This is a genomic window from Vibrio sp. MMH1-50 (genome assembly GCF_022347645.1).
GTDB lineage: Bacteria > Pseudomonadota > Gammaproteobacteria > Enterobacterales > Vibrionaceae > Vibrio > Vibrio harveyi.
This window is the reverse complement of record NZ_JAKRGG010000048.1, coordinates 14,433-31,865: the sequence shown is the minus strand read 5'-3', so window position 1 is coordinate 31,865 and position 17,433 is coordinate 14,433. Positions and strand designations below refer to the sequence as shown.

Here is a 17,433-nt window from a genome sequence, read left to right as displayed (position 1 = left end):
GCGGAGCGGTAGTTCAGTTGGTTAGAATACCGGCCTGTCACGCCGGGGGTCGCGGGTTCGAGTCCCGTCCGCTCCGCCACTTATTTAGAAACCCAGTCTTCGGACTGGGTTTTGTCGTTTTAGAGCAGAATAATTTTCCTGCCGAGTGCGCAAATCCAGCTAGGCATCTCTGTAGTTTTGCCACTTATTTAGAAAAACACCCTTTGGATTGGGTTGATATCTTCAGAGCCCAGTGCCTGCAGCATAGCGAACTCTGTGGGATAAAGGTCTTATTTCTCTTCTGCCATTGGCTATTTTCTAAGCCTTAAAACTATCCAAACGTAAGTGCTTACTTACTCTCATCGTTTTTCTAGCACTATCTTTGTTATATGAACAGTGACGTTGAGCTCTTTTTGTGCTGCTCTAGATTTTATGTTCAAGATTGACTGTAAACAAAAAGCCCATTACGTGAGTAACGGGCTTCCATTCCTATTTGAATGAGGTATGCCTACAGGGAGATATATTTACTTTCTGCCACTTCCCATAATGCTTTAACTAAAGGGTTTTCTAACTGGCTTTTAATACAGCAAACACCAAGTTCGAATGGTTTGATAGGCAAAACTTTAAGCCTATTTATCTTCTCTCTGACAGGGCTGTTGTTGATTACCACATCCGGTGCAATACCAACTCCGCAGCCCAAGGCCACCATACTGACAATGGCTTCATGTCCTGCCACCTGTGCGTAGATATTTGGTTTGATCTTCATTTGCTTAAACCAAACATTCGCTCTTTCTCTCGCTGTGCCTGCTTCTGGGAGAATAAAAGGTATTGTTGACCAATCCGGATTTTCTTTCTGTAGTTCTTCTGCAAAGCTGCTGACTCCAACTGGTGCTATCACCGATAGGGGAATCTCACTGATTGGTTCAAAGGAGACTTTAGCTGGTAGTTGATCGGGTTTTGCAGAGATCGCGATATCAGCCTCATCCGCCAATATTTTATCGATGGCTTGTGCTGGATCGCCAGTAGAGAGTTTGAATTCAATAAATGGATGCTGAATGCGGAATTCGGAAATAAGCTCTGGGAGATGGCTATAACTTGCCGTTACCGAGCAAAATAAACGTATCTCCCCTTTTAACTCGTCTTCCGTTCCTTTGACGTAACTTTGGTATTGCTGCCATTCCCCTAAGATCTTTAGTGCAACAGGTAATAGCTTCTTTCCTTGAACCGTTAATTCGACACTTCGGTTATCACGCAAGAACAGCTGTTGATGCGTTTCTTCTTCCAATTTCTGGATCTGCCGGCTTAGTGCAGAAGGGCTGATATGCATTGCCGCCGCTGTCTTAGCGAAGCTCTTACTATCACATAGATGAATGAATAACTGCAGGCTTTTGATGTTCATTAAATCTTCACTTCCATGTTGCATTAATTGCAATAAGTAATTGTGAATATATCACTTTCAGCAACAGAATGTCTGTTTTAGTATGAACTCATTCGGTAACACAAGTACCGACCTCTATGGAAGAATGTTAAGGAGCACCCAGATGGCTAACTATTTCAATACCCTAAACTTGCGTGAGCAATTGGACCAACTTGGTCGTTGTCGCTTTATGGACCGCGAAGAATTCGCATCAGAAGCAGATTACCTAAAAGGTAAGAAAGTGGTCATTGTAGGTTGTGGTGCTCAAGGTCTTAACCAAGGTCTGAACATGCGTGACTCTGGTCTAGACGTTGCTTATGCGCTTCGCCAAGCGGCGATTGATGAGCAACGCCAGTCATTCAAAAACGCAAAAGACAACGGCTTTGAAGTAGGTAGCTACGAAACGCTAATTCCACAAGCTGACCTAGTCGTAAACCTTACTCCAGATAAGCAACACACAAACGTTGTTGAGACGGTAATGCCGTTGATGAAAGAAGGCGCAGCACTAGGCTACTCACACGGTTTCAACGTTGTTGAAGAAGGTATGCAAATCCGTAAAGACCTAACGGTAGTAATGGTTGCGCCTAAATGTCCGGGTACGGAAGTTCGTGAAGAATACAAGCGTGGCTTCGGTGTACCGACTCTTATCGCTGTTCACCCTGAGAACGACCCTAAAGGTGAAGGTTGGGATATCGCGAAAGCTTGGGCAGCAGCAACAGGTGGTCACCGTGCCGGCTGTCTAGAGTCTTCTTTTGTTGCTGAGGTGAAATCTGACCTAATGGGTGAGCAAACTATCCTTTGCGGCATGCTACAGGCTGGTTCTATCGTATGTTACGAGAAGATGATTGCTGATGGTATCGATCCAGGCTACGCAGGTAAGCTTCTTCAATACGGTTGGGAAACCATCACTGAAGCACTGAAGTTTGGTGGTATCACTCACATGATGGATCGTCTATCAAACCCAGCAAAAGTAAAAGCATTTGAGCTTTCTGAAGAGCTAAAAGAGCTGATGCGTCCGCTATACAACAAGCACATGGATGACATCATCACAGGTCACTTCTCTAGCACTATGATGGCTGACTGGGCAAACGACGATGCCAACTTACTAGGCTGGCGTGCAGAAACGGGTGAAACTGCTTTCGAAAACTACCCAGAAACTGACGTAGAAATCTCTGAGCAAGAGTACTTCGACAACGGTATCCTGATGGTTGCTATGGTTCGTGCGGGTGTTGAGCTAGCGTTCGAAGCAATGACAGCATCTGGCATTATCGATGAGTCTGCTTACTACGAGTCTCTACACGAGCTACCGCTGATCGCGAACACTATCGCACGTAAGCGTTTATACGAGATGAACGTGGTTATCTCAGACACTGCGGAATATGGTAATTACCTGTTCGCTAACGTAGCAACACCGCTTCTACGTGAGAAGTTTATGCCAGCAGTAAATACTGACGTAATTGGTAAGGGTCTAGGTGAAACTTCTAACCAAGTAGATAACGCGACTCTTATCGCTGTAAATGATGCTATCCGTAACCACCCAGTGGAATACATTGGTGAAGAACTACGTGGGTATATGACTGATATGAAGAACATCGCTGTAGGCGGCTAATTAATTGCCTTAAGGTTCCATTTCGGTGTCGAAGGTGCTCATTTACTATCGTAAACTCCGCGCCTTCTCCTAGAAATGAAACCTTAATTCAGCGCAATTCGTTTAAGGGACTAAAGCTCTTAGCTTCGAATATACAATCTGCGTAATTGCATTAAAGCAAAGCAGATAAGAACTCCAGACAGGCTGGGGTCAATAAATACAACATAAAACACAACATCTAATTAAAAGGCTTGGTCGCCGTTGACCAAGCCTTTTTTGTTTTTATAAAGGTGAATTTTGTCCTTAAGAAGGCAAAATAGAAGCGAACCCCCGAATCCCAATAAACAAAAAGGGCTGATGTTCTCACATCAACCCTTATAATTTTCTTGTCGCTTGTCGCTTGTCGCTTGTCGCTTATTTATCAGCGAGCTTTTCTTCAAGCTCTGCTAATTTCTTTTCCATTTCTGTCAGCTTTTGACGAGTACGCAGCAGAACTTGAGTTTGTACGTCGAATTCTTCGCGGCTAACTACGTCTAGCTTGTTTAGCTGACCTTGGATTACTTGGCGAACTTTTTGATCAACATCCGCGCCTAGTTCTTTTACTGGCTGTGGCATTGATTCGTGAATTTGTTTAGCGATTTGCTCTAATTTCTTTGGGTCAAACATAGTGGCTAAAACTCCTTTTGATTTGCCCACATTCTATGTAAATGATACGGGAAAGTCGCCATTTAGATGGTAAAAAAGAGAGCAGCAATAAAAAAGGTCACCGAAGTGACCTTTTTCTTAGTGCTTTACGCTTACTTATTATCAGCTAATTCGCGATGAGCAGCTTTTGCTTCATCCACTCGAGCTAGCTTTTCTAAGTCTTTGTCTTCAACAAATACTGGCAGTGGCTTATGTTTCTCAGCTAGGTAGCTGTAAATCACAGGCAGTACGAATAGCGTAAACAGTGTACCGATTGCTAGACCGGCAACGATTACGATACCGATACTGAAACGCTGAGCTGCACCTGCGCCTGTTGCGTACATCAGTGGGATCAGACCTGCAATCATCGCCGCTGTTGTCATCAGGATTGGACGTAGACGAACTTTCGCCGCTTCCATTACCGCATCGATACGAGACAGTTTGTTGTGTAACTGCTCTTCTTTCGCTACTTCACAGATCAGGATACCGTGCTTGGTGATCAGACCAACTAGAGTAATCAAACCAACCTGCGAGTAGATGTTCATCGATGCCGTACCCCACGCCAGAGCAATCAATGCACCACATACCGCTAGCGGCACCGATACCATGATTACGATTGGATCGCGGATAGATTCAAACTGAATCGCCAGTACTAGGAAGATGATCGCCAGTGCTAAACCGAAAGTTGCGTATAGTGCGCTACCTTCCGTTACAAACTGACGAGCTTCACCCATATAGTCATGGTTGTAGCCTGATGGCAGTTTGTTTTGTGCTACGTCTTCGAACCAGTTGATTGCATCACCCATTGCTACGCCTGGAGCAGGTACTGCACCAACCGTTGCTGAGTTTAGCTGGTTGAAGTGAGGCAGTGAGCGAGGCTCTGCAACAACATCAATCGTGATTAAGCTTCCTAATGGTACCGCTTTACCGTCAACCGAACGCACGTAGTAGTTCTTCATCGACTCTGGGTTTAGACGCCATTTACGTTCAACCTGAGGGATAACCTCGTATGAACGACCATTTAGGTCGATACGGTTTACGTAACCGTCTGCCATCATAGTACTTAGCGTTACACCGATGTCTTGCATGGTCACACCGTAGGCACCGGCTTTGTCTTTGTCGATGCTGATCTTCATCGTTGCTGAATCGTAATTTAGATCCAGATCCGAGTAGACGAACATTGGACTGGTAGACACATCAGCTAGGATATCGCTTGCGATAGTAAACAAGCTCTCGAAGCTGTTTGGTGTGGTGATAACGAACTGAATTGGCAGACCTGAACCGGCACCAGGAAGCTCTGGCATCTGGAATGCGGTAACTGACATACCTGGTACGTGAGCGACTAGTTCACCTACACGTTTGGTAATATCAGCTTGGCTCGCTTCACGCTCACTCCAAGGTTTAAGAGTTGCTAGACCGAACGCTTGGTTTGAGTTTGGTACACCGTTAAACACCTGAGCGTATTCTACTTCTGGCTGATCAGACAGAATCTTGTTCACGTCATTCATGGTGTGTTCGATGTAGTCCAAGTTCGCGTTCGAAGGTGCTGTACCCATTAGTACCACTACGCCTTTATCTTCTGAAGGAGCCAATTCACTTGGAATAAACTTAAACAGAATTGGTAGCGTTGCGAACACGATGATCGCGAAAGCAATGATCACTGGGCGGTGCGCCATAACAGCGGTCAGCATTTTCTCGTAGCGGTTGGTCATGCCATCCAATACGTGATGTACTTTTTGCTCAAACTTGCTTGGCTCTTCATTTGCCTTAAGCATTTTTGAACACATCATCGGCGACAGAGTCAGAGCGATGATACCAGACACAAATACCGCGCCAGCTAGGGTTAATGCGAACTCTTTAAATAGCGAGCCCGTGATACCGCCCATTAGTGCGATCGGCGCGTATACCGCACCTAATGTCAGTGTCATTGCGATTACTGGCACAGCGATTTCACGAGTACCAATGATAGCGGCACGGAACGGCGATTCCCCTTCTTTGATGTGACGGTCGACGTTCTCAAGAACCACGATCGCGTCATCCACCACCAGACCGATGGCGAGTACCATTGCCAGAAGTGTCATCAAGTTCCACGAGAAGCCCATCGCCTGCATTACCATCGCAACACCAATCAATGATAGTGGGATAGTAACGATAGGGATGATTACCGCACGGAATGAACCAAGGAACAGAGTGATTACCACAAGTACGATAACTGCCGCTTCAAGAATGGTTTTCACAACTTCGTGAATAGATTCGTTGATGGCGATAGTTGAGTCGTACATCACGTTCATTTTGATGTTGCTTGGCAAGTTACGCTCTAATTGAGGTAAAAGTTTCAGCACATCTGCCGCGATGTTGATTGGGTTAGCACTTGGTGCCGCGTTGATCGCTGCAACTACAGCCTCTTGACCGTTCGCACTTGCGCGGTAAACGTCGTGGCTCTTCTCTAAGGTCACTTTCGCAATGTCGCCAAGACGAATGACGTCACCTTCACCAGTTTTAACAACCAGCGCTTCGAGTTCAGCAACGTTGGATACTTGAGTATCTGCGCTACCGTTGTAAAGTACGAATTCACCTGTCGCCTGACCGGTTGCCGACTGATAGTTGTTGGCGTTTAGTACCGTCATCACGTCGGTTGCTGTCAGCTTAAGTGCGCCCATTTTCGCTGGATCTAGCCATACGCGTAGCGCGTATTTCATACCACCGTATAGGTCAACTTTCGATACACCATTTACCGTAAATAGCTGCGGGTTGATTACACGCTCAAGATAGTCGGTGATCTGGCTAGAAGACAACTCGTCACTGGTGAAGCCAATGTACAGTACCGCGGTAGTCGAGCCAGTCGACATCGTTACTGTTGGGTCTTCCGCTTCTTTTGGAAGCTGTGAGCGAACGGAGTTGGTTTTTGCCAGAATGTCAGACAGCGCCGCATTCGGGTCGGTGTTCAACTTCATGTTTACGGTAATGGTAGACGTACCAAGCACCGAGGATGAAGTCATATAGTCGATATTATCGGCCTGCGCTACCGCTTGCTCCAAAGGCTGGGTAATAAAGCCTTGGATCAGGTCGGCACTCGCACCGTAATAACTGGTGGTTACAGTAACCACCGTGTTTGTCATTTCAGGGTATTCACGAACTTGCATCTTGAATACGGCTTGCAAACCAAGCAACGCAATCAAAAAGCTGATCGATACCGCTAAAACTGGACGTTTAATAAAAACATCAGTAAAGCGCATGATGCCTCCAATTAAAGCATTGGTGTTTCAGCAGGTGGTGTCAGTGCTGCATCTTCAACGATAGTCACTTTCGCGTGGTTACTTAGACGGATTTGACCCGATGTGACCACGACGTCACCTGGTTTCACGCCTTCTAGGATATGCGCGATGTCTTTAGTACGCTCACCCACTTTCACAACGTGCTGTTTAACGCGTTTTTCACCGTCTTCTTCAGTCACGATGTAGACGTTGTCGCCGTAAAGCGTAAACGTGATAGCCGTTTGTGGCAGCGTTACTTGGTTCTCTAGCTTAGGCAGAATGATGTTTGCACGCGCGAACATACCGCTGCGAAGTTTGCCATCGCTGTTAGGAATGTCGGCTTGAACTTGGATCAGACCACTTTGAACGTTAACTGCTGGTTCAATCGCTGAGATAGAACCTTTGAAAGGCTTATCAGGGTAAGCATCAACAAAGATGTCCACTTCTTGGTCTAGCATGATGCGAGAGATGTCCGTTTGAGGAACAGTGAAACGTAGACGCATCACGCTGGTGTCTTCAAGACGAACGATATCGGTACCTGCTTGTAGGTACTGACCAAGATAAACATTACGAATACCAACCACGCCAGCAAAAGGCGCTTTGATTTCACGGCGGTCAATGGTCGCTTTCAAGCTTTCGATGTCCGCTTTAAGTGAGAAGTAGTTTGCTTCAGCTTCGTCGTACGCTTCTTTAGAGATAGAGCCTTTTTTGAAAAGACCTTGGTAGCGTTTGTACTTAGCTTGAGCTGCTGGCAGTTTTGCTTGTGAGCTCTTAAGGTTTGCTTTTTCTACCTCAGAGTCCAGAAGAACCAAAGGTTGGCCTTCTTCAACTTGAGTACCAGAGTCGAAAGAGATCTTATCGATCACGCCGCTGGTTTCGTTCGCAACAGTGACACCTTGGTTAGGTTCAATGAAGCCGATTGCCTCGATAACAGGAACCCAATCAACCGCTTTTACTTCTGTTACGGTTACTGGGAATTCTGGTTCCGGACGATTCGCCATGTATTCAGCAATTTTCTGTTGCTTGAATAAATTGAAACCTATCACGCTCCCGAATAGGAGAATCGCGATAAGCAACATAAAGAAAGTCCACTTTTTCATTCTATTAAGAACTCCAAGTTAGTGTTTAATAATTGCATCCCAGCTAGCTTCAACGGCTGCTTCCAGCGCGTCTTCATCCAACTGATAAAATCCCAAAGCATGTTTTCTAGCAAGCGCAACACTAGCTTCGAAACTCAACCCTGAAAGAATCTCGTTATCTAGGAGTTTGAATACCCCTTCCGCCTTACCTTGATCGAAAAGACGATCTACTTGGGCAAACATTTGCCTTTCAAGTTCCCGAGTTCCTTTACGATTTGTACAAGGTAGTGATTCATATTGGACACGGTTGCTTAAGGTGTCTAAATTTGAACCAGCAAGGTGCCAAATATTGAGCCACATGGTGCGGTAACGCTCTTTCAGAGGCATATCGTCATGAACATCCGCTTGAACGGCGTCCGCAATACGTTTGGTAACAGTAAGGCGAACCTCTTCCAAAAGATGTTCTTTATCTGAGAAATATCGGTAAATCGTGCCCGCTGCGACACCTGCTTCAGTTGCGAGCTTTTGCATGGAAAGACCATGAAAGCCCGACTCAGCGATTAAGCGTTCGGCAGCTGCAATGATTTGCTCGTATTTATCTCCAGTAGTGTTATTGGTCATAACCCCACCACCCAATGAATGAACGTTCATTCATTATAGCGTAAAGAGTGGTCGCTTATGCAACAAAATGTTGCAACTCTCTGTGTAAAAATTACGTGAAAATGACCGTAGCTTTCACACACTCACCCCTTTATCATAGGCGCCACTATTTCCACCCGCAGAGAATTTTTATGAAGCTGAACCCAAGACAAGACGAAGCCGTTAAGTACGTATCAGGCCCATGCTTGGTACTTGCGGGTGCTGGCTCGGGTAAAACTCGTGTAATTACCAATAAAATTGCTTATTTGGTTCAGCAGTGTGGCTACAAGGCGCGTAATATTGCTGCGGTGACCTTTACCAACAAAGCTGCACGTGAGATGAAAGAGCGTGTAGGGCAGACATTAGGCAAAGCTGAATCGAAAGGCTTGATGGTCTCGACGTTCCATACCTTGGGGCTAAACATCATCAAGCGCGAGTACAAGCACCTTGGTTTGAAAGCGGGCTTTTCTTTATTTGATGATCAAGATCAGCTAGCGCTGCTTAAAGAGCTGACAGAAAAGCAGCTAGATGGCGACAAAGATCTGCTGCGTCAGTTGCTAAGTTGTATTTCCAACTGGAAGAACGACATGCTGACGCCGGAGCAAGCCAAAGCGTTGGCTCAAGGTGAGCAACAACAGCTCTTTGCATTCTGCTTTGAGATGTACCAAAAGCAGATGAAAGCATACAACGCGCTTGATTTTGACGATTTGATTTCTTTACCGGTACAACTGTTACGCAATAACCAAGAAGTACGTCAGCGTTGGCAAAACCGCATTCGTTACTTATTGGTGGATGAGTATCAAGACACCAACACCAGCCAATACGATTTGGTGAAGTTAATCGTTGGTGAGCGCGGTCGTTTGACCGTAGTAGGTGACGATGACCAGTCTATTTATTCATGGCGTGGTGCTAAGCCGCAGAACCTTGTGTTACTTGGTGAAGACTATCCTAACCTGCGTTTGATCAAGTTGGAGCAAAACTACCGTTCGACGAGTCGCATTCTGCGCGCAGCTAACATCTTGATTGCGAATAACCCGCACGTGTATGAGAAATCGCTGTTCTCGGAAATTCCTGACGGTGAAAAACTCAAAGTGTTGCTGGCGAAGAACGAAGAGCACGAAGCGGAGCGCGTAACGGGTGAGTTGATTGCGCACAAGTTCCTAAACCGCACCGAATATAAAGATTATGCGATTCTATATCGAGGTAATCACCAATCGCGTTTGATTGAAAAATCACTGATGCAAAACCGCGTGCCATACAAGCTATCTGGCGGCACATCGTTCTTTGCTCGTGCCGAGATTAAAGACATCATGGCTTACCTGCGCGTGTTGGTGAACCCAGATGATGACAACGCGTTCCTACGTATCGTGAATACACCGCGTCGTGAAATCGGTCCGGTCACACTAGAGAAGTTAGGCAGCTATGCCAACATGCGTGGTAAAAGTCTGTTTGAAGTCAGCTTTGAAATGGGATTGGAGCAGCACCTTACAGGCCGAGGTTTGGAAAACCTGCGTCGTTTTACACAGTGGTTAGTTGCGATTGCCGATCAAGCCGAGCGTGGTGATACCGTTGAAGCGGTACGTTCACTTGTACGTGATATTCATTATGAAGACTGGCTGTATGAAACGTCAGCAAGCCCGAAAGCGGCGGAAATGCGCATGAAGAACGTTTCTGATCTTTACTCGTGGATTGTTGCTGACTTAGAAGGTGATAACTACGACCAAGAAGAAAAGACGTTAAAAGAGGTGGTTCAGCGCCTTACTCTGCGCGACATGATGGAACGTGGTGAGGAAGATGAAGACAGTGATGCGGTGCAATTGATGACACTACATGCGTCGAAAGGCCTCGAGTTCCCATTTGTTTACTTGATTGGTTCGGAAGAGGGTATTTTGCCACACCAAACTAGTATTGATGAAGACAACGTCGAAGAAGAGCGTCGATTGATGTACGTAGGTATTACGCGTGCACAGCGCGAGCTGACTTTTACCATGTGTAAAGAGCGCCGACAGTTTGGTGAATTGATCAAGCCGACCCAAAGCCGTTTTCTCGATGAGCTGCCATTTGATGACGTTGAATGGGAAGCAAACAAAAAGCCAGTATCAGCAGAAGAGCGTATGGCGAAAGGTCAGGCACATATTGCCAATATCCGTGCAATGTTTAAAAAGTAGTCACGGACGGTTCTAATTTGTCAAAAATAAAAAGGCTTGCCACGCGGCAAGCCTTTTTCATTGATGTCTTTATTATAGACCTTCAATCATGTGGTCGATGGCTGCGATGATTTCGTCATCAGAACAGTCCATACACGTACCCTTAGCTGGCATCGCGTTGAAGCCTTGGATTGCGTGGTTGGTCAGTACGTTTTTGCCTTGTGCAATACGAGGTGCCCAATCGCCAGCATCACCAGTTTTTGGTGCACCGTTCACGCCAGATGAGTGACAAGCAATACAGAAGGTACCGTAAACTGCCGCGCCATCACGTGGACCAGTTGGTTCTGCTTTTACTGGTTCCGCACCTGCAAGGTAAACATCACCGACAGGTTTGATGCGTTCTGCGATCGCATCGTATTCAGTTTGGCTGATGTCAGAAGCTAAAGCTGCCGTAGAGAAAGTTAAGGCAGCGAACAAAACGCTAATCATTCGTCGAGACATATCCATTAAACCCACTTCACATTCCGAGGTAAGTGACTTACCTATTTATATAGTTAGAGTATTTAGAGCTGTTGGATAAAGTTTTAGGTGATTGCTTCTATAGTGAGCAAAAAACCTTATCTAACAGTCTAGAGTGATTGAACAACCAAGTTGCAGCTGTTAAATCAATGTAAATAATGGGTGATTATATCCCGATAACTTGTTGCAATAAACAACAAGTTATCCATGACAGGGCGTGAATCACATCAAAAATTCACTTTAAAGGCAGATAACTGTCGAAAAAGAGACCAAACGAGAAAAAAAGTAAAAAAAGTACTAGACGGCATAGTGTGATATCCGTATTATTCCTCTCCGCCGATGGGGCATGCGCCCGTAGCTCAGTTGGATAGAGCGTTGGCCTCCGGAGCCAAAGGTCGAAGGTTCGAATCCTTTCGGGCGTGCCATTCCGGAATACAAATTAAAGGCACAAACAATAGTGGTGGCTATAGCTCAGTTGGTAGAGCCCTGGATTGTGATTCCGGTGGTCGCGAGTTCGAATCTCGTTAGCCACCCCATTATTTCGGTAACTCATTAAATTAGTGAAGTTTCCAGTTTTGATTCAAATATCCCAAGAGTCGAAACAAAATTCGTCGGTGAATAGCGCAGCTTGGTAGCGCATCTGGTTTGGGACCAGAGGGTCGGGGGTTCGAATCCCTCTTCACCGACCACTATTTAGTTTATGGCTATAATAGAGCGGTAAACGGCAAAATTGATGGTGGCTATAGCTCAGTTGGTAGAGCCCTGGATTGTGATTCCGGTGGTCGCGAGTTCGAATCTCGTTAGCCACCCCATTAATTTAGGTGACTTCTTAGTTGAAGTATCCTGTCTGATTTGAGAGAATCAGTAAATATAGTTCGGTGAATAGCGCAGCTTGGTAGCGCATCTGGTTTGGGACCAGAGGGTCGGGGGTTCGAATCCCTCTTCACCGACCACTATTAGAAAGCCTGCTTTTTAGCAGGCTTTCGTCGTTTTAGAGCTTATGATCTCGCTTGGACTAGATGAGTCGGCAATATTTCAATGGATTTGAACCCATATGGGGTTCGCCTGAAGTTAGAATATGGCTCTTCATCGACCAATATTTAAAGCCTCAGTCGAAAGACTGGGGCTTTTTTGTATTTCTCACCCTAAAAAATCTGCATTCCATTTCAATACCAGCGAATATGTACAGCTTTGGAAGCTTTTGACCACCTATGATCTAAATGCGATTCGAGCTGATAAAAGAAACCCCAGCACGTTGGCTGGGGTTTTGTGTTTCTTGAATTAAGCGCTTTACTGAGCAAGCGTTTTTAGGATTTCATTCAGCTCAACCGTCTCTCGCACTTGATAGTTGGGTTTGATATCGGTTGTATTTTCCGTACCTGTTGCGTTTACCCACACGCTCAGAATACCCATATTGTTGGCACCCGCAATGTCTGCTGGTAGAGAGTCGCCAATATGAATCACCTCTTCTGGCTTTGCATCCACAAGGTTGAGTGCTTTGCGGAAAATGCTGGCTGCTGGCTTCTCTTCTGGCTCTTCCCCACCGACGATAATGTGATCAACCCATTCGCTCATTTGTGTTGCTTTGAGTTTTGGGTGCTGTGAGAAGATTGGACCGTTAGTGATCACCACTAATTTGTAGTGTTGACGTAGCTCGGTCAGCATCTCTTTTACGCCAGGGAAGAAGTCAAAAGCCCCCATGCGAGCCGAGTCAAAATAGCTCTGCGCCTGTTGAGCCTTTTCTGTATCAATCTCTATACTTTGCTCTGCCAAGATGGTCTGAATTAAACCGCAGCGGAAGGCATTTTCATCTGGCAGTAGAGCAATAAGTTGAGGAAATTCGTTATTGAGCTTTTTGTATACGCCTTGCAAGTAGCGCTGAACAAAAGCAGTTGAATCGGCGACTTGCGGGTAATTTTGAGCAATCCAAGCAGCAAATTCTTGTCCTGCCACTTTATCGGCTTGAGATGTGCCGCATAACGTTTCGTCCATATCAAAAAATATCGCTTTAAGCACAGGGGCTCCTTCATTCACTACTCGATGTTGGAGCTTGATTATCGCTGATCTCACTCAAAATGACAGTGGAAAGCGTAAAACTGATGGCTGAACTTCTCTTTTCCCCCACCAAAGCTCCCAGTTCGGAGAGTGTTTTAAATCCATAGAAAATTAGCTTAATCACAAAATCGCATAACAGACGCATAACTTGGGGTAGGTGACAGATTTCATTTGTTTTGCTGAACTGCTCACGTTTTCGCCTCTGTTTACTAGAGTGAATTTTGGCTTTTTATGTATGCAGACTATTTTGTTAGTAACATTTTATGTCGAAATATCCCAATAAGAACGGAATATTGTTTGGTTAGTGTTAACAATGACGCGTGAATAATAGGGATACTATCAATAGTGACTTTATGCGTAATTTTAGAGCATTTTTCTGTTTTTATTGGTGCGTATCGCACAAAAATGGGGTGTTATGAAAATGGTTAAATACTTGTTAATGCATTTCTATTCGCTCATTGTGCGTGTAAATAATGTTTTTTCGGCGGAATATACTTTAATTGTTGCTTTTTTGTGTAATTTTTGCCAAATTGTCTCCGCATTAAGATTTCAGAGTATTATTCTGAATTTGAACGGATTCATTCAGGTGATGAATGGCGCTTTTATTGCGCGATTCGATACCACAGACAAGGCAGTAGAGGTCTGAAATGTCACTATTAGAGGTGAAAAACCTTCGTATTGAATATCCATCCCGTCACGGTGTCCATGCGGCCGTGAAATCGCTTTCTTTTCATATCGATCGTGGCGAAATTGTGGGTGTTGTTGGCGAATCAGGTGCGGGTAAATCCACCGTTGGTAACGCCGTTATTGATTTGCTTAGTCCTCCGGGACGTGTTGCTAGTGGCGACGTGTACCTTGATGGGGAGAAAATTTCTGGTTTAACACCGGAAGCGATGCGTAAGGTTCGCGGCTCTAAGATTGGCTTTATCTTCCAAGATCCAATGACCTCACTTAACCCTCTATTTACGGTTGAGCAGCAATTGAAAGAGACCATTCACGCCAACATGAAGGTGTCGGATGAAGAGGCGTATCAACGTGCGCTTTCTCTAATGCAGCAGGTTGGCATTCCTCAACCTGAAAACCGTCTTAAGCAGTATCCACATCAATTTTCTGGCGGTATGCGTCAGCGTGTGGTTATTGCTATCGCTTTGGCTGGTGAGCCAGACCTTATCATTGCCGATGAGCCAACGACAGCGCTCGATGTATCTATTCAAGACCAAATCCTAAACCTTATCCGCGAACTGTGTATCAAGAACAACGTAGGTTGTATGTTGGTTACGCACGACATGGGCGTGGTTTCAAACGTGACTGACCGTGTGGCGGTTATGTACCGTGGCGATTTGGTGGAGTTTGGCCCTACAGCTAAGGTATTGGGCGACCCTGATCACCCATATACGCGCAGCTTGATTTCTGCCGTTCCGCGTTCTGATGTAAAGCTCGATCGTTTCCCATTGGTGAGCTACATCGAAGAAGCGACAGAGTTACAAGAGCTAGACATTAAGAATCACTGGTTGGGTCAAAGCCAAGACCAACGTGAGTACACAGGTCCTTTATTGGATGTGAAGAACGTTAACCTGCGTTTTGTAACCAAAGATTCATTGTTTGAAAGCCGCCGTGAATACGTGCAAGCATCAAACAATGTTAGCTTTGAAGTGCATGAAGGTGAGACGTTTGGTTTGGTGGGTGAATCTGGTTCAGGTAAATCGACCATCGCACGTGTGATTGCTGGTTTGTATGAACCAAACTCAGGTCAAGTAAGCTTTGAAGGCATTGACCTGACGGCGCTTAAATCGGAAAAAGCACGCCGCCCATTGCGTCGTCAGATGCAGATGGTTTTCCAAAACCCATATACCTCAATGAACCCGCGAATGAAGATTTTTGACATCATCGCGGAGCCAATTCGTTTCCATAAGCTAACGAAAAATGAAGCGGAAACGCGCCAGATTGTGAATGACCTACTTGATCACGTAGGTTTAGGCAAAATGGCAGGTGTGAAATACCCTCATGAATTCTCCGGTGGTCAGCGTCAGCGTATCTCAATTGCGCGTGCGCTGGCGACCCGCCCTCGATTACTGATTTGTGATGAACCAACATCTGCGTTGGATGTATCGGTACAGGCACAAATTCTAAACTTGCTGAAAGATCTGCAAAGTGAACTGAATCTCACCATGCTGTTTATTAGTCACGACTTACCGGTTATTCGTCAGATGTGTGACCGAGTAGGTGTGATGCAGATGGGTACGCTACTGGAAGTGGCTCCGACAGAGCAATTGTTTACTGCTCCTCAGCATGAATACAGTAAGAAACTGATTTCTCTGATGCCTGAATTCACAGGTTTGAGAGAAGAAATCAAAACGGCATAAACCAAGTTTTTCGCTTGGCTGACCATCAAGGTCAACAAACCTTAGTCATAACAAAGACGCAAACACAACAAGGGATTCGAATTCCCGCATGAAGGAGTTATGCAAATGAAAACCATGAAAAGCAAGTTAGCAGTGGCGCTAATGGCAGCAGGTCTAAGCTTTAACGCATTGGCAGCAGATATCAAAGTTGGCTATGCAGCTGACCCAGTATCTCTAGACCCGCACGAGCAGCTATCAGGTGGTACGCTGCAAATGTCACACATGGTATTTGACCCTCTAGTTCGTTTCACACAGGACATGGACTTTGAACCTCGCCTAGCGGAAAGCTGGGAGCGTATCAATGATACGACGGTTCGTTTCAAACTTCGTCAAGGCGTTAAGTTCCACTCAGGCAACGACATGACAGCGGATGACGTTGTGTGGACTTTCGAACGTCTACAAAGCTCTCCAGACTTCAAAGCTATCTTTGACCCGTACGAAAAAATCGTGAAAGTGGATGATTACACGGTTGATCTAGTGACTAAAGGGCCTTACCCGCTAGTGCTACAAACAGCAACGTACATCTTCCCAATGGACAGCAAGTTCTACACGGGTAAAACCGAAGATGGTAAAGACAAGTCTGAGCTAGTGAAGCATGGTAACTCATTTGCATCAACACACGTTTCTGGTACTGGTCCGTTTATCGTGACGGCTCGTGAGCAGGGCGTAAAAGTAGAATTCGAACGTTTCAAAGATTACTGGGATAAAGAGTCGAAAGGTAACGTAGACAAACTGACGTTACTTCCGATCAAAGAAGACGCGACTCGTGTTGCAGCACTGCTTTCTGGCGGTGTTGATATGATCCACCCAGTAGCGCCAAACGATCACAAACGTGTGAAAGACGCAAAAGGTATCGATCTAGTAACACTACCTGGTACGCGTATCATCACGTTCCAAATGAACCAAAGCAACAACGAAGCACTGAAAGATGTTCGCGTGCGCCAAGCGATTGTTCACGCAATCAATAACGAAGGCATCGTGAAAAAAATCATGAAAGGTTTCGCAACAGCTGCAGGTCAGCAAAGCCCGGCAGGCTACGTTGGTCATGATGACAAGCTGGTTCCTCGCTACGATCTTAAGAAAGCAAAACAGCTGATGAAAGAAGCGGGTTACGAGAATGGCTTTACGCTAACGATGATTGCACCAAACAACCGCTATGTGAACGATGCGAAAGTGGCGCAAGCGGCGGCGGCAATGCTGTCTAAGATCGGCATCAAGGTTGACCTGAAGACTATGCCTAAAGCGCAATACTGGCCTGAGTTCGACAAGTGTGCGGCAGACATGTTGATGATCGGTTGGCACTCAGATACAGAAGATTCAGCAAACTTCAACGAGTTCCTAACCATGACACGTAACGAAGAGACAGGTCGTGGTCAGTACAACTGTGGTCATTACTCTAACCCAGAAATGGACAAAGTGGTTGAAGCGGCAAACGTAGAAACGGATCCAGCTAAACGTGCAGAAATGCTGAAAGGCGTTGAAGCAACGTTGTACAACGACGCTGCATTCGTACCGCTACACTGGCAAAGTGAAGCCTGGGGCGCGAAGTCTAACGTGAAAGCTGCAGACATCGTTAACCCAATGGTAATGCCTTACTTCGGTGACCTAGTGGTTGAATAATCACGGTTAGTCGATGTTGAGGAGGGATGGATGTCCCTCCTCAACTCTAC

The 17,433-nt window shown here is 45.7% G+C and carries 11 protein-coding genes and 6 tRNA genes; 10 read left to right on the top strand and 7 right to left on the bottom strand.

The window, feature by feature from the left end:
- Positions 1-2 precede the first annotated feature (2 nt).
- Positions 3-79: transfer RNA gene (locus MHO32_RS23160), tRNA-Asp, on the top strand.
- Positions 80-487: 408 nt separating this feature from the next.
- On the opposite strand, the gene ilvY is transcribed toward MHO32_RS23160, so the two are convergent.
- Entirely contained in the window at positions 488-1,378 is an 891-nt protein-coding gene (gene ilvY / locus MHO32_RS23155) for an HTH-type transcriptional activator IlvY (protein WP_005446357.1), read from the bottom strand.
- Positions 1,379-1,520: 142 nt separating this feature from the next.
- Here ilvY and ilvC point away from each other — a divergent pair, with 142 nt between their 5' ends.
- Positions 1,521-3,005 (top strand): ketol-acid reductoisomerase, encoded by a 1,485-nt coding sequence (ilvC, locus tag MHO32_RS23150; protein ID WP_005446356.1) that lies wholly within the window; start codon positions 1,521-1,523, stop codon positions 3,003-3,005.
- Positions 3,006-3,398: 393 nt separating this feature from the next.
- On the opposite strand, the gene ubiK is transcribed toward ilvC, so the two are convergent.
- The 4 genes from ubiK to MHO32_RS23130 form a co-directional block, all read right to left on the bottom strand.
- Positions 3,399-3,650 (bottom strand): ubiquinone biosynthesis accessory factor UbiK, encoded by a 252-nt coding sequence (gene ubiK, locus MHO32_RS23145; RefSeq protein WP_005427244.1) that lies wholly within the window; start codon positions 3,648-3,650, stop codon positions 3,399-3,401.
- Positions 3,651-3,781: 131 nt separating this feature from the next.
- Positions 3,782-6,904 carry a multidrug efflux RND transporter permease subunit VmeD gene (gene vmeD, locus MHO32_RS23140; RefSeq protein ID WP_005446354.1) on the bottom strand — a complete coding sequence of 1,041 codons (3,123 nt, stop codon included), beginning with the start codon at positions 6,902-6,904 and terminating at the stop codon, positions 3,782-3,784.
- Between the two features lie 11 nt (positions 6,905-6,915).
- Positions 6,916-8,022, bottom strand: coding sequence for a multidrug efflux RND transporter periplasmic adaptor subunit VmeC (gene vmeC / locus MHO32_RS23135; protein ID WP_005446353.1), 1,107 nt, complete (start codon positions 8,020-8,022; stop codon positions 6,916-6,918).
- An 18-nt stretch (positions 8,023-8,040) separates the two neighbouring features.
- Positions 8,041-8,622, bottom strand: a complete 582-nt coding sequence (locus MHO32_RS23130) for a TetR/AcrR family transcriptional regulator (protein ID WP_005446352.1) — start codon at positions 8,620-8,622, stop codon at positions 8,041-8,043.
- A gap of 170 nt (positions 8,623-8,792) precedes the next feature.
- Between MHO32_RS23130 and rep the strand changes: the two genes are divergently transcribed.
- Positions 8,793-10,808 carry a DNA helicase Rep gene (gene rep / locus MHO32_RS23125; protein WP_005446351.1) on the top strand — a complete coding sequence of 672 codons (2,016 nt, stop codon included), beginning with the start codon at positions 8,793-8,795 and terminating at the stop codon, positions 10,806-10,808.
- Between the two features lie 72 nt (positions 10,809-10,880).
- On the opposite strand, the gene MHO32_RS23120 is transcribed toward rep, so the two are convergent.
- Positions 10,881-11,294, bottom strand: coding sequence for a c-type cytochrome (locus tag MHO32_RS23120; RefSeq protein WP_239214337.1), 414 nt, complete (start codon positions 11,292-11,294; stop codon positions 10,881-10,883).
- Positions 11,295-11,654: 360 nt separating this feature from the next.
- Here MHO32_RS23120 and MHO32_RS23115 point away from each other — a divergent pair.
- From MHO32_RS23115 to MHO32_RS23095, 5 genes are all read left to right on the top strand, one after another.
- A tRNA-Arg gene (locus MHO32_RS23115) sits at positions 11,655-11,731 on the top strand.
- 35 nt (positions 11,732-11,766) lie between these two features.
- Positions 11,767-11,842, top strand: a tRNA-His gene (locus MHO32_RS23110).
- A gap of 76 nt (positions 11,843-11,918) precedes the next feature.
- Positions 11,919-11,995: transfer RNA gene (locus MHO32_RS23105), tRNA-Pro, on the top strand.
- A gap of 47 nt (positions 11,996-12,042) precedes the next feature.
- Positions 12,043-12,118: transfer RNA gene (locus MHO32_RS23100), tRNA-His, on the top strand.
- A 64-nt stretch (positions 12,119-12,182) separates the two neighbouring features.
- Positions 12,183-12,259 (top strand) — tRNA-Pro (locus tag MHO32_RS23095).
- A gap of 337 nt (positions 12,260-12,596) precedes the next feature.
- Here the strand turns inward: MHO32_RS23095 and MHO32_RS23090 are convergent.
- Positions 12,597-13,322, bottom strand: coding sequence for an HAD family hydrolase (locus MHO32_RS23090; protein WP_050907379.1), 726 nt, complete (start codon positions 13,320-13,322; stop codon positions 12,597-12,599).
- A 686-nt stretch (positions 13,323-14,008) separates the two neighbouring features.
- Here MHO32_RS23090 and MHO32_RS23085 point away from each other — a divergent pair.
- Both MHO32_RS23085 and MHO32_RS23080 read left to right on the top strand, forming a co-directional pair.
- Positions 14,009-15,724: an ABC transporter ATP-binding protein gene (locus tag MHO32_RS23085; RefSeq protein ID WP_005446346.1), complete on the top strand. Its 1,716-nt coding sequence runs from the start codon at positions 14,009-14,011 to the stop codon at positions 15,722-15,724.
- A gap of 105 nt (positions 15,725-15,829) precedes the next feature.
- Positions 15,830-17,383: an ABC transporter substrate-binding protein gene (locus MHO32_RS23080; RefSeq protein ID WP_005446344.1), complete on the top strand. Its 1,554-nt coding sequence runs from the start codon at positions 15,830-15,832 to the stop codon at positions 17,381-17,383.
- Positions 17,384-17,433 lie beyond the last annotated feature (50 nt).

Bases quoted from the DNA above. Each gene is read 5' to 3' on its own strand.
- ilvY (WP_005446357.1), bottom strand. From the start codon at position 1,378: ATGAACATCAAAAGCCTGCAGTTATTCATTCATCTATGTGATAGTAAG.
- ilvC (WP_005446356.1), top strand. From the start codon at position 1,521: ATGGCTAACTATTTCAATACCCTAAACTTGCGTGAGCAATTGGACCAA.
- ubiK (WP_005427244.1), bottom strand. From the start codon at position 3,650: ATGTTTGACCCAAAGAAATTAGAGCAAATCGCTAAACAAATTCACGAA.
- vmeD (WP_005446354.1), bottom strand. From the start codon at position 6,904: ATGCGCTTTACTGATGTTTTTATTAAACGTCCAGTTTTAGCGGTATCG.
- vmeC (WP_005446353.1), bottom strand. From the start codon at position 8,022: ATGAAAAAGTGGACTTTCTTTATGTTGCTTATCGCGATTCTCCTATTC.
- MHO32_RS23130 (WP_005446352.1), bottom strand. From the start codon at position 8,622: ATGACCAATAACACTACTGGAGATAAATACGAGCAAATCATTGCAGCT.
- rep (WP_005446351.1), top strand. From the start codon at position 8,793: ATGAAGCTGAACCCAAGACAAGACGAAGCCGTTAAGTACGTATCAGGC.
- MHO32_RS23120 (WP_239214337.1), bottom strand. From the start codon at position 11,294: ATGGATATGTCTCGACGAATGATTAGCGTTTTGTTCGCTGCCTTAACT.
- MHO32_RS23085 (WP_005446346.1), top strand. From the start codon at position 14,009: ATGTCACTATTAGAGGTGAAAAACCTTCGTATTGAATATCCATCCCGT.
- MHO32_RS23080 (WP_005446344.1), top strand. From the start codon at position 15,830: ATGAAAACCATGAAAAGCAAGTTAGCAGTGGCGCTAATGGCAGCAGGT.